This is a genomic window from Sodalis sp. RH22 (assembly GCF_047324165.1).
GTDB lineage: Bacteria > Pseudomonadota > Gammaproteobacteria > Enterobacterales > Enterobacteriaceae > Acerihabitans.
In genome coordinates this window covers 1,760,272-1,773,098 of sequence record NZ_CP178731.1, presented here as the reverse complement: position 1 = coordinate 1,773,098, position 12,827 = coordinate 1,760,272, and the positions used below count along the sequence as shown (strand labels likewise).

Below are 12,827 nucleotides of genomic sequence, written 5' to 3'. Positions count from 1 at the left end.
CAATCCCGTGACGACGGTCACGGCCGTTCATCTTTTACAAGGCGAAGACATGTCACTGTCAGACGATGGCGCGCTGCCGCCCGACCCCGATGATGCGCCGCTGATGCGGTCCGGCGTGCGCGATCTGCGTTTTTCCGCCATCCGCGAGGTGGCCAACGCCGCTATTGGCCGCGAGGATATCCTGCCGTTCTGGTTTGGCGAACCGGATCGCAGCACGCCGGAGTTTATCTGCGCCGCCGCGCAGGCGTCGCTGGCGGCGGGGGAGACGTTTTATACCCCCAACCTGGGCGAGCCGGCGCTGCGCGAGGCGCTGGCGCGTTATCTGTCGTCCTGGCACCGGCCGGTGGACGAAAACCGCATTGCCGTGACCAATTCCGGCGTGTCGGCGCTGATGCTGACGGCGCAGGCGCTTTACCGTCCCGGCGACCGGGTGGTGGTGGTGACGCCGGTGTGGCCGAACCTGGTTGAAATTCCGAAAATTCTCGGCGCGCGGGTGGCGGAAGTGCCGCTGCGGCTGCTGCGTGAACCGCAAAACGTCTCCCGCTGGCACCTGGATATGGAGACGCTGCTTGCCGCCCTGACGCCGGGCACGCGGGCGCTGGTGATTAACTCGCCGAATAATCCCAGCGGCTGGGTAATGTCGGCGGCGCAGCAGGCGATGGTGCTGGCGCATTGCCGCCGGCATGGTATCTGGATTGTCTCCGACGAGGTCTACGGCCGCATAGTGTTTGACATGCCCGCAAACCGCTGTGCGCCGTCGTTTCTTGATATTGCCGATGCGCGGGATCGACTGATCGTGATTAACAGCTTTTCCAAAAGTTGGATGATGACCGGCTGGCGGTTGGGATGGATGGTGGTGCCCGATACGCTGATAGAGGATATGGGTAAATTAATCGAATATAACAGCAGCTGCGCGCCGGCATTCGTGCAAAAGGCGGGCTTGGCGGCGGTCAGCCAGGGGGAGGCGGCGCTGCGCGACACCCTGTCCCGATTCCAGGCCTCGCGGGATTTTCTCTACCGCGAACTGAGCGCCTTTGCGCAGATAGAAACGCCCTTGCCCCAGGGCGCCATGTATCTTTTTTTCCGTGTGGCGGGGCTGCGGGACAGCCTGGCGCTGTGCAAGGCGCTGGTGGCCGACGCCGGGCTGGGGTTGGCGCCGGGGAGTGCGTTCGGCCCGGCGGGCGAGGGCTGTATCCGCTGGTGTTTCGCCAGTTCGCAGGACAGGCTCGCACAGGGGGTGGCAAGGCTGCGCGCGTTCCTGGCCACGGGCTTGGCAAAACAACCACGCTGAGTGGCGCGGCATCCTGCCTCCCGGCGGAGCCAGGGTTTGACCGTCATGTCGCCAACCGCGAGGGGTAAAGCGGCCGATGCCGGCCCCGGCAATGTCCTCGTCCTGCCGACGGCGTCAGGCGTCTAAGATAATTAGCGCTGGGCGGCGGGTTACCCCGTTCATCCGCCGAGATCGGACATTCAGCCCAAATGCGTATGCCGCTCCGGCGCCGGCCCGGTGTCCATTGCCGCAATGCCCTGTACGATGCCGCAGCCATCCACCCGCTGTTCCCGCCGGCAGCGCCGGCGCAGGTCGGTAAGCTGCCCCTTAAGCTGGGTAAGCTCTGCGATGCGCGCCTCCACGTGGGCGATATGCTCCTCCAGCAGATGGTTGACCGCGCCGCATCCGGCATCGGGCTTTTCAACCAGCTCCAGCAACTGGCGAATTTCCCCGTGGGTCATATCCAGCACGCGGCAGTGGCGGATAAACCGCAGGCGTTCCACGTGCAGCGGCGTATAGCTGCGGTAATTGGCCGCGGTGCGCAGGGGCGCGGGCAGCAAACCCTGTTTTTCATAAAAACGCACGGTTTCCACCGTGCAATGCGCCGTTAACGCGACTTCACCGATTTTCATCACGGGCTCCTTTATTATATGGCTTGACTCTATAGTAGCTTCAGGGTGTGCAATACGCCATAACGGATGCTAACAGGAGCACAACATGGCTTTTCAGCGCATGACCCCCATCACCACCCCCCGCGACTGCTGTCGCGCCCGCGTTTCAGGGCCATTAGGCCAGGATAACCCGCCTCAGCCCTGCTGCCGGACGGATGCGGCGCACTCCGCCACCGCCGGCAGCCTGATCAGCCGCCTGTATATCGCCCAGATGGATTGCCCGACGGAAGAGGGCATGATCCGCAAGGCGCTGGGCGGTATGCCCGGCGTGCAGGGCATGGAGTTCAACCTGATGCGGCAGGTGTTGACCGTCGCTCATAGCGAAGGCGCCCTGCCCGCCGTCGAGGCGGCGATCCGCGCGCTGGGCATGGACAGCAGCCCGGTGGTGGACGCTCGGCCGCCGGAGACGCCGGCGGCTAAACCCTGGTGGCCGCTGGCGCTGGCGGGCGCGGCGGCGCTGGGCGCGGAAGCGTGCCACTGGGCGGGATGGCCCCAATGGGCGGGGGCGGTATTGGCGCTGGCGGCCATTGCCGTCTGCGGCCTGGAAACTTACCGGAAAGGCTGGATTGCGCTGCGCCACGGCAATCTGAATATCAATACGCTGATGAGTATCGCCGTCACGGGGGCGATGTTGATTGGCCAATGGCCGGAAGCGGCCATGGTGATGGTGCTGTTTACCCTGGCCGAGCTTATCGAGGCCAAATCCCTGGACCGGGCGCGCAACGCCATCCGCGGACTGGTGCAGCTCAGCCCTGAACTGGCGACGGTGCGGCTGCCGGACGGCGGCTGGGCCGACGTGGCCGCCGGGGATATTGCGCCGGGCCGGATCGTGCGGGTAAAACCCGGCGAGCGCATCGCTCTCGACGGCGTGATCACGGACGGCGCCTCAAGCGTGGATCAGGCGCCCATTACCGGTGAGAGCCTGCCGGTGGAAAAAACCGCCGGCGATACGGTGTTCGCCGGCACGATTAACGGATCGGGCGCGTTTGAGTTCCGGGTGACGGCCGCCGCCACCCAATCCACCCTGGCGCGCATTATCCATGCGGTCGAGGAAGCGCAGGGCGCGCGCGCGCCCACCGCGCGCTTTATCGACCGGTTCGCGCGGATCTATACGCCGGCGGTGTTTGTCCTCGCCCTGGCCATCGCCCTGGGGGCGCCGCTGTTGTTCGGCGGCGGGTGGTACGAATGGGCCTACCGGGCGCTGGTGATGCTGGTTATCGCCTGCCCGTGCGCCCTGGTGATCTCAACGCCGGTGACCATCGTCAGCGGCCTGGGCGCGGCCGCCCGCCACGGTATTCTGATCAAGGGCGGCGTCTATCTTGAGGAAGGCCACAAGCTCGCCTGGCTGGCGCTGGACAAGACGGGCACCATTACCCATGGCAAACCGGCGCTGACCGATACTGTGCCGCTGGCGCAAGGGGAGGGGCGGGACCCGGTGCTTGTCGCCGTCGCCATCGCCTCCCGCTCCGATCACCCGGTCTCCCGCGCCGTGGCGACGGCGGACCGGGGCAATGACGCGCCGCCGCCGGACGTCGCCGATTTCGGCGCGCTGCCGGGACGCGGCGTGCGCGGTACGGTGGATGGCGTACAGTACCAGCTTGGCAACCATCGGTTGATTCATGAACTGGGGGTGTGTACGCCCGAGCTGGAGGCGCGGCTTGGCGCGCTTGAGGCGCAGGGCAAGACCGTTATCATGCTCAGCGACGGCGAACGGGTACTGGTGTTGTTCGCGGTGGCGGATACCGTAAAGGAAAGCAGCCGCGCCGCCATCAAGGCGCTGCAGGCCCTGGGCATCAAAACCGTGATGCTGACCGGCGATAACGCCCATACCGCCCGCGCCATCGCCAGCCAGGTCGGCATCGACGAGGCCCTGGGCGATCAACTGCCGGAGGACAAGCTGCGCGCGGTGGAGGAGTACGCGCGCCAGGGCAAGGTCGGCATGGTGGGCGACGGCATCAACGATGCCCCCGCCCTGGCCAGGGCCGATATCGGTTTTGCCATGGGGGCGGCGGGCACGGATACCGCCATTGAAACCGCCGATGTGGCGCTGATGGATGACGATTTGAATAAAATCGTGCGCTTCGTGCGCCTGTCGCGCACCACGCGCCGGGTGCTGGTGCAGAATATTACGCTGGCCATGGGCATCAAGGCCGCCTTCCTGATCCTGGCCATGCTGGGCATGGCCACCATGTGGATGGCGGTTTTCGCCGATATGGGGGCCAGCCTGCTGGTGGTGGCGAACGGACTGCGCCTGACGCGCCAGTAGCGCCGGCGGCCGTTTTCCGCCGTTCGGGCGCAGCGCGGTCACTCCTGCCGCGCCTGGACCTCCGGCGCGGCGCGATCGAACAGTCCGTTTTTCAGGATGTCCTCGGCATAGAGAAAACCGATGCCCATCACCTGCTGTTGCCGGCTCAATCCGCCCACCAGAATCTGTGTCGCGTTGTCTATGGCGGTCTCGGCGTGATCGAAGGGATTATAGCGGGTTTGCTCATGGATGATCGCCAGCCAGTCGGCGCCGAATTGACAACTGCGGCCGTAGAGATAAATACGGTTGATATTCAGGATATTGAGGAAATTATACAGGCTCAGCCCGATCGCCCGCGCCGCGTTCTGCACCAGCAGGCGCACCGACGGGTTGCCGGCGTGGAATTCACTCAGCAGCCAGGCGGTGGTGATCTGCTGGTTTTCCAGGTCGTTGTCCGGGGTCATTTTTAACTGCATCCTGACCTTTTTCTTCAGGGAAGAGAGCGAGGCGATGGTCTCCAGGCAACCGTAGCGCCCGCACGAGCAGGCCGCCCCGTCGGGATCGATAATGGTATGGCCGATCTGGCCGCTGCCGAACAGCGTACCGCGATAGATGTCACGATCGATAACGAAGGATGAGCCGATGCCGTAATCGACGTTGATAACGCAAAAATCACCGGCGTTAGCCCGGTTCTGCCATTTCTCCGCCAGCGCCAGCATCACGCAATCATTGTCCATCAACAACCGGGTAGCCAGTTTCTCTTCCAGCAGATAACGCAGTTCAACGGGCTCGTGCCACAACGCCTGGGGCATTCTTTCCGACACGCCGGTGCGCGGATTGACCTGGCCGTGGATGGACAGCGCAATGCGCAGCGGCGTCTGTGGATCATGCTGGCGATATCCATGGTACTGCCGCTCGATTTCCTGCGCCAATTGCCCGGGCGTGGCAATCCGCGCCGGCTGCTGCCGCAGGGGCTGCAGCGGCTGGACCAGACCATCCACCAGGACGCTTTCAATCAAAAAAGGCGAGATATTCAGGCACAGGATATTGCCCCGGGTGGCGATTTGGAAGCTGCCGCTGTTGTTGCCGCGCTTGTGCAAATTGCGTGCTGAACGGCACAAATAACCCTCCGCAAGCAATTCATCCAGAATATTGCTCACCGCCTGGATGCTCAATTGACTTAATCGTGCCAGCGTAGACTTGCTGGCGATTTTTTCGCGGTATAAGTGGCTGATTATTACTGCTTTATTATGACCGCGCATCATATGGCTGTTCATGCCGCAGAGGTTCATTCACTCAACTCACTTAACTGTATTGCGTGACCGCTTGACGAATATTGACCACAAACTGTCCTTTATACTGCCTCCTCTGATTTGTTTAATCAAAACTTTAATTGAGGCGGCTATGACAGGTACAGTGAAGATGTGGCGGGAAAGCGTGTCGATTCCCACTTACCTGACCGGTGGGCAGGATACGCATCCGATGTTTCTGGAACATCGGGTGTACCAGGGATCGTCCGGCGCGGTCTATCCCTACGGCGTAACGGATACCCTGACCGGGGAAAAAGCGCCGCGGGAATATCAGGCGCTGTGGCTGGAAAACGATTATCTGCGGGTCATGCTGTTGCCGGAACTGGGCGGGCGTATCCAGCGCGCCTACGACAAGATCAAACAGCGCGATTTTGTCTATCACAACGAGGTGATTAAGCCCGCCCTGGTGGGCCTGCTCGGGCCGTGGATATCCGGCGGCATCGAATTCAACTGGCCGCAGCATCACCGGCCGACCACCTATATGCCGGTGGATTACCGGCTGCAACAGCACGAGGACGGCGCCTGCACGGTCTGGCTGGGCGAGCTGGAGCCTATGCGCGGCCTGCAGGTCATGACCGGGTTTACCCTGTATCCGGATCGGGCGTTAATCGAAATTTCGGCCAGGATCTTCAACGGCAACGATACGCCCCGTCATTTTTTATGGTGGGCGAATCCGGCGGTAAAAGGCGGCGACGATCACCAAAGCATCTTTCCGCCCGATGTCACCGCGGTATTTGATCACGGCAAACGCGATGTATCCACGTTTCCCATCGCCACCGGCACCTACTATAAAGTTGATTATTCCGCCGGGGTGGATATTTCCCGTTACAAGAATATCCCGGTGCCCACCTCGTATATGGCCTATAAGTCGGACTACGATTTTGTCGGCGCTTACAGCCATGATGAGCAGGGCGGCTTACTGCATATTGCCGATCATCATGTGTCGCCCGGGAAAAAACAGTGGACCTGGGGCAACGGCGAGTTCGGCCGCGCCTGGGACGCTAACCTGACCGACGCCAATGGCCCTTATATTGAATTGATGACCGGGGTATTTACCGATAACCAGCCGGATTTCAGCTGGCTGGATGCCGGGGAAGAAAAGCGCTTTGTGCAGAATTTCCTCCCTTACAATACCCTGGGCACGCTGCAAAACGCCAATACCACCGCCGCCCTGAAACTGGAAAGAACCGCGGCGGGATTGATATGGGGGCTCTACGCGGTGGCGATACTGCATGGGTATCGTTTGGTTATCCGCGACCAGCGCCTGCCGGCGCCGCTACTGGATATCACGGTGGACCTGACCCCCACCCAGGCGTTACAGGAAGAATTAGCGGGCGATTTTTCCGGCCGGTTGTCCATCGAACTCAGGGATACGCAGAATAACGTGGTCCTCAGCTACCTTGAGCACCAGCCCACGGACGCGCCTTTGCCGGCCCCGGCCCAGCCTCCGCGCCCGCCCGCCGATATCGACAGCGCCGACGAAGCCTGGTTTATCGGCCAGCACCTGGAACAATATAACCATGCCGGACAGGGCGCGGACGAGTATTACCGGCGAGGGCTGGCCCTGGACGCCGGCGACTACCGTTGCAACCTGGCGCTGGCGATAAAAGAGTATAACCGTGCCGGCTATGAGCAGGCGATCGCCTATGCCGATGCCGCTTTAGCCCGTAGCCATCGCCTGAATAAAAATCCGCAGGACGGCGGCGCCAGCCTGATACGCGCCTGCGCCTGGGAACGCCTGCGGCAATGGGATCGCGCCTATGAAGATTTTTATCGCGCGACCTGGAGCGGCAACGGCAAGGAAGGGGGCTTTTTCGGTTTGGCGCGCATCGCCGCCCGCCGCCGGCAGTGGCGGGACGCGTTAGCCTTTGCCGACCAGAGCCTGCTGAGCAACGGCGCCAATTATCCGCTGCTGGCGCTGAGGGCCGTCCTGCTGCAACGCACCGGCCAGCCGGCTGAAAGCCTGGCGTATATTGAACGGCAACTGCAGGTCTATCCCCTGCATTATGTGCTGTTTGCCCTGCGTTATCTGTTTGATAACCAGGAAGCATCGCTTGCCGAGCTGCGCCGGGTCACCGGCGATCGGGGCGTTAACGCCCTGGGCATCGCCACTACCCTGCTGTCGTTCGGCCTGCGTGACGAGGCCCTCGCCATCCTGACGCTGCTCGACAGCCGGGAAACCCTGCCGCTGTATTTACGCGCCGTCCTGGCAAAAGGGACGCTTTCGCCAGAGCAATACCTGGCGTTACTGCAGCAGGCGCGGGATAACTTCGGCCGCTTGGTGCGGTTCCCCAACCAACTGGCGGAAGTGGCGATGCTGGAACAACTGCCTGAGTGCTATTTCGCCCAGTATCTGCTGGGGTGCTTCCATTACAGCAAACGCAACTACCCGCGGGCGGTGGACTGCTGGCGGCGCAGTCTTGCGCTGCAGCCCGCTTTTGCCGGCGTCTGGCGCGACCTGGGGGTTTTCTATTTCAATAAGCAACAGGATCGCCGGCTGGCCGCCCGCCATCTGGAACAGGCGTTCACCCTGGCCCCCACCGACGCGCGCCTGCTGTTTGAAGGGGATTGCCTGCGCAGGTTATGCGGGGTCAAACCGGCGGAACGCCTGGCCAAACTGACGGCGCATATGCCTGTGGTCCTCAGGCGCGACGACCTGATTGCCGAGCTGCTGAGTTTATATAATCAGCTCGGGCAAGTGGAAAAAGCGCTGTCGGTGCTGTTGTCCCATGTCTTCCACCCCTGGGAAGGCGGCGAGGGTAAAGTGACCGCCCAATACCTGATCGCGCAGCTTCGCCAGGCCCATGGCGCGCTTGCGGCGGGTAAGCCGCATACCGCGTCGTTAAGCCTGCAGGCGGCGCTGCGCTATCCGCCGAACCTGGGGGAAGGGCGGCTGGTGGGGCAAACCGACAACGATATTTACTTCTGGCTGGGCATTTGCGCGCAGCGCCTGGGGGACGACGTACAGGCGCGGGCGCATTTTCAACGGGCGGCACGGGGCAACGGCGAGGTCAATGAAAGCCGTTATTACAACGATCAGCCGGTGGATTATGTGTTCTACCAGGGCGCGGCGCTGGCGCGCCTGGGCCGCGTCCGGGAGGCGCACGACCTCTTTACCGCCCTGCGGCACTGGTCCGACGCCGCCCTCGACCGGCCGGCGGCGACGGACTTCTTTGCGGTATCCCTGCCCGATTTAGTGGTGCTGGACAATGACCCGGCACAAAACCACCGTCAGCACTGCCTGTTTGTCGGCGCCCTGGCAGCCCTTGGGCTCGGCGATACCCTGCGCTGGCAACAGCAGCTCGACGCCTTGCTCGCCTGTAATCCCAACCATGATAAGGCGCAGTTATTCGCGGTGTTGGCCCCTACGCTGACCGGCGAATTGCAGGACTGCTCACAACAAAACCAATAGGGGTGGTCTCATGAAAAGCACAAGTCCGTTGAATTTACCCTACGTCTGGGCTATCTGCCTGGTGGCCGCCTGCGGCGGTCTGCTGTTCGGTTATGATTGGGTGGTGATAGGCGGCGCCAAGCCGTTCTATGAAGCCTATTTTGGTATTACCAATCCGGCCCAGTCCGGCTGGGCGATGAGTTCCGCCCTGGCGGGCTGCGTGGCGGGCGCCATCGCCTCCGGCACCTTGTCCGAGCGCTTTGGCCGCAAGCTGCCCCTGCTGCTGGCGGCGGTGATGTTTACCCTGTCGGCCTGGGGCGCGGCGATGGCGCATAATTTCTCTTTATTCGTGGCGTTTCGCATTATCGGCGGGCTCGGCATCGGCCTGGCGTCGGCATTATCGCCGATGTATATCGCCGAAGTCAGCCCGGCGGAAAAACGCGGTATTTTTGTCGCGGTGAATCAGTTGACCATCGTTATCGGGGTGCTGGCCGCCCAATTGGTGAATCTGATGATCGCCGAGCCGGTGGCGGCGCATGCCGGCATGGCCGACATCGCCCAGTCCTGGAACGGCCAGATGGGCTGGCGCTGGATGTTCGGCTCCGGCGCGGTGCCGGCGGTGGCGTTTTTGCTGCTGCTGTTTATGGTGCCGGAGTCGCCGCGCTGGCTGGTGAAAGTGGGCCGTTTCGACCAGGCGGAAAAAGTGCTGGCCAAAATCGGCAACGCCCAATACGCCCGCACCATGCTGGCGGAGATCCGCCAGTCCATGGCCGGGGACGATACCCGCCGGGTACGGTTGCCGCAGTTGTTCTCCCGCCGGGTAAGGCCGGTGATGATCATCGGCATCGTGTTGGCGGTATTCCAGCAATGGTGCGGCATTAATGTGATCTTCAATTATGCGCAGGAAATTTTCGCCTCCGCCGGATTCGATATCAACGATACGCTCAAATCCATTGTCGCCACCGGCCTTATCAACCTGATTTTCACCCTTATCGCCCTGCCGCTGGTGGATAAGCTGGGCCGCCGCAAGCTGATGCTGCTGGGGTCGCTGGGGCTGACCATTATCTACGGTTTAATCGCCGCCGCCTACGCCATGGGCATCCTGGGCCTGCCGGTACTGTTGCTGGTATTGGTGGCCATCGCCATTTACGCGTTGACCCTGGCGCCGGTCACCTGGGTGCTGCTGTCGGAAATCTTCCCCAACCGGGTACGGGGCATGGCGATGGCGGTCGGCACCTTTTCCCTGTGGGTGGCCTGTTTCCTGTTGACCTACACCTTCCCGCTGTTAAACGCCGCGCTGGGCGCGTCGGGCAGTTTCCTGCTCTACGGCGTTATCTGCCTGGCGGGTTTTGCCTTTATCTGGCGCAAGGTGCTGGAAACCAAAGGCGTCACGCTGGAGGCGCTGGAACAACGCTTCGGCGACCAGGCGGAGCTGGATTATGAACAGCATCACGCTAAGTAACGAGGCGCTCGTCTTGCGGTGCCGGGCGCAGGGCGGCGCGGTATTAAGCCTGGCCACCCGCAGCGGGATCGCGATCCTGCGCCCGGCACGGGATCCCCTGGCGCCGCCGGGGGAGTGCGCCTTATTCCCGATGCTGCCGCTGGCGAACCGGGTGGAGGGCAATGCGTTCAACTGGCGGGGGCGGACGATCACCTTTCCCCGCTCGCCCTGGGACGAACGGTTTTTTTTACATGGCGACGGCTGGCTGTCGGCCTGGACGGTGGCGGACTCTGCGCCCGACGCGGTGGCGTTTTCCCTCTCCCGCACGCTGACGGACATCTGCCGTTACCGTGCGCAGCTGAGCTATCAACTGCGGGACCATGCCCTGCTGGCCACCCTGAGCATCACCAATACCGATGCCCAGCCGTTTCCTTTCGGGCTGGGGTTTCATCCGTTTTTTTGCAAAACCCCGGCCATGACGCTGTGGTTTCAGGCGCGGGGCTACTGGCCGGAGCGCGCCCATCACCTGCCGGCGGACTGGCGGGAAGAGGTGCCCAGCGGCTGGGATTTCGCCACGCCCCGCTTGCCGGGGGCGGGCTGGATGAATAATGCCTTTTCCGGCTGGACCGGCAGGGCGGTATTGCATGATGCCGGCAGCGGCGCCACCGTTACCCTGGACAGCGCGACGGATATCCTGATGGTCTATCAGCCGCAAAACAGCGATTTTATCTGCCTGGAACCTCAAACCCATCCGGTGAACGCCCATAACCAGCCCGGCATGCCGGGACTGGCGGTGCTGGCGCCGGGCGGGACCCTGCGGCTTGCCATGCGCATCGGCTGGGCCGGGACGACGGCGCGGCGGCGGTCCTCCCCGGGCTAACCGGCGTCACGAAGGCAATCCGGGCAGCGGCGATACACTATCTTGCTAAAGGGAGTTGTTTCCCGCAGTAAAAAGCCATTAACATGCAAGCTTATGTTTGTTATGGCAGGGTTAACGATGAGTGACGCGTACGTTTCAAATGCCGAGATGGCGGCCCCATTAACCATTTATGAAGAAGATTTATCGGTTCGCATCGACGCCTTGCCGGCAACCGCCGGCCTGTGGCGGTTTATCATACTGCTGGCCCTGGGCGGTTTTTTTGAGCTGTATGATTTGTTCCAGACCGGCTATATCAGCGGCGGACTGGTGGCGGAAGGCATTTTCCATACCGGCGCGCAGGGGGTGTTCGGCGTCTCCGATCAGGCGGCGTTCGCCTCGGCCACCTTCCTCGGCTTGTTTATCGGCGCCAGCCTGCTCAGTCCGTATGCCGACAGGTATGGCCGCCGGCTGACCTTTATGTTCGCCCTGGCCTGGTACGGCCTGTTTTCGTTATGCCTGGCTTTTCAGCATCAGGCGGAGTGGATTATTTTCCTGCGTTTTATGGTGGGCGTGGGGTTGGGCATCGAACTGGTGACCATCGACACCTATCTGGCGGAATGGACCCCGGCGGGTCTGCGCACCAAGGCGTTCGCCTTTTCGTTTTTCATCCAGTTCCTGTCGGTGCCCGCGGTGGCGCTGATGTCCTGGTGGCTGGTGCCGCAGACTATTTTCGGCTTGACCGGCTGGCGTTATGTGGTCATCGCCGGGGCCGTGGCGTCGCTGGTCATCTGGCTGGTGCGCAAGAAATTGCCGGAATCGCCGCGCTGGCTGGTGCAGCAGCGGCGCTACCGCGAGGCGCGCGAGGTGATGCTGGAGATGGAAAGACGCTGCGGCATTACCGCCGCCGTTGATTTCCCCCGGCGCGACCAGGCGCCGGCGACGGCGAAAGCCGGCACCTTCCGGGACATCTGGTCCGCGCCCTATCGCGGCCGGACCCTGATGCTGTCGGTGATGAATTTTTTCCAGGCCATCGGCTTTTTCGGTTTCGGCAATTGGCTGCCGGCGCTGCTGGCGGGCCGGGGCGCCACCATTACCCACAGTCTGCTGTACGCCTTTTTTATCACCCTGGCGTATCCGCTGGGTTCCCTGTTATGCAGCCTTTACGCTGATAAAATGGAAAATAAATGGCAAATCGTTTTATCCTGCCTGGTGACCGTTATTTTCGGCGCGCTGTTCGCGGTGCAGAATAATCCGCTGCTGCTTATCATATGCGGTTTTTTTGTCACCTGGTCCAACGCCTGGCTGACCTACAGCTACCATTCCTATCAGTCGGAGGTGTTTCCCACCTTTATCCGCGCCCGCGCCGTGGGGTTTTGTTATTCCTTCAGCCGGCTGTCGACGGTGTTCAGCAGCATCATTATCGGCCTGTTGCTGCAGCATGCGGGCGTGCAGGGCGTCATCGCGTTTATCGTGGTCAGCATGCTGATTGTGATGGGCGTGATTGCGGTGTTCGGCCCGAAAACGCGTGGTCTTGATCTGGAAGATATCTGATCTGATGCCGCCTCGTCACGGGCTATACAATCAATCCGCGGGTGTCGCTGCGGATCTTCGCCCAGCGGACGCTTTTTCAGAAATGATAT

Annotated in this window: 8 protein-coding genes; 6 read left to right on the top strand and 2 right to left on the bottom strand. The window is 62.2% G+C overall.

Features of this window, described 5'->3' with window-relative positions; translation table 11 throughout:
• The first annotated feature begins 49 nt into the window (after positions 1 to 49).
• Complete coding sequence (locus tag ACL2XN_RS08040; RefSeq protein WP_413730621.1) at positions 50 to 1,291, top strand: pyridoxal phosphate-dependent aminotransferase; 1,242 nt, start codon at positions 50 to 52, stop codon at positions 1,289 to 1,291.
• A 179-nt stretch (positions 1,292 to 1,470) separates the two neighbouring features.
• On the opposite strand, the gene cadR is transcribed toward ACL2XN_RS08040, so the two are convergent.
• Positions 1,471 to 1,902 carry a Cd(II)/Pb(II)-responsive transcriptional regulator gene (cadR, locus tag ACL2XN_RS08035; RefSeq protein ID WP_413730620.1) on the bottom strand — a complete coding sequence of 144 codons (432 nt, stop codon included), beginning with the start codon at positions 1,900 to 1,902 and terminating at the stop codon, positions 1,471 to 1,473.
• 85 nt (positions 1,903 to 1,987) lie between these two features.
• Here cadR and ACL2XN_RS08030 point away from each other — a divergent pair, with 85 nt between their 5' ends.
• Positions 1,988 to 4,207, top strand: a complete 2,220-nt coding sequence (locus tag ACL2XN_RS08030; RefSeq protein WP_413730619.1) for a heavy metal translocating P-type ATPase — start codon at positions 1,988 to 1,990, stop codon at positions 4,205 to 4,207.
• 38 nt (positions 4,208 to 4,245) lie between these two features.
• Here ACL2XN_RS08030 and ACL2XN_RS08025 read toward each other — a convergent pair whose 3' ends face one another.
• Entirely contained in the window at positions 4,246 to 5,478 is a 1,233-nt protein-coding gene (locus ACL2XN_RS08025) for an ROK family transcriptional regulator (protein ID WP_413728598.1), read from the bottom strand.
• Between the two features lie 112 nt (positions 5,479 to 5,590).
• Here ACL2XN_RS08025 and ACL2XN_RS08020 point away from each other — a divergent pair, with 112 nt between their 5' ends.
• The 4 genes from ACL2XN_RS08020 to ACL2XN_RS08005 all read left to right on the top strand — a co-directional run bounded on the left by ACL2XN_RS08020 (position 5,591) and on the right by ACL2XN_RS08005 (position 12,738).
• Entirely contained in the window at positions 5,591 to 8,908 is a 3,318-nt protein-coding gene (locus tag ACL2XN_RS08020) for a DUF5107 domain-containing protein (RefSeq protein WP_413730618.1), read from the top strand.
• A gap of 10 nt (positions 8,909 to 8,918) precedes the next feature.
• Entirely contained in the window at positions 8,919 to 10,349 is a 1,431-nt protein-coding gene (locus ACL2XN_RS08015) for a sugar porter family MFS transporter (protein WP_413730616.1), read from the top strand.
• On the top strand, positions 10,327 to 11,208 hold the full coding sequence (locus tag ACL2XN_RS08010) for an aldose 1-epimerase (RefSeq protein ID WP_410015571.1): 882 nt from the start codon (positions 10,327 to 10,329) through the stop codon (positions 11,206 to 11,208). Before ACL2XN_RS08015 ends, ACL2XN_RS08010 begins: the two co-directional genes overlap by 23 nt.
• Before the next feature lie 147 nt (positions 11,209 to 11,355).
• Entirely contained in the window at positions 11,356 to 12,738 is a 1,383-nt protein-coding gene (locus ACL2XN_RS08005; protein ID WP_413728804.1) for an MFS transporter, read from the top strand.
• Positions 12,739 to 12,827: the final 89 nt, after the last annotated feature.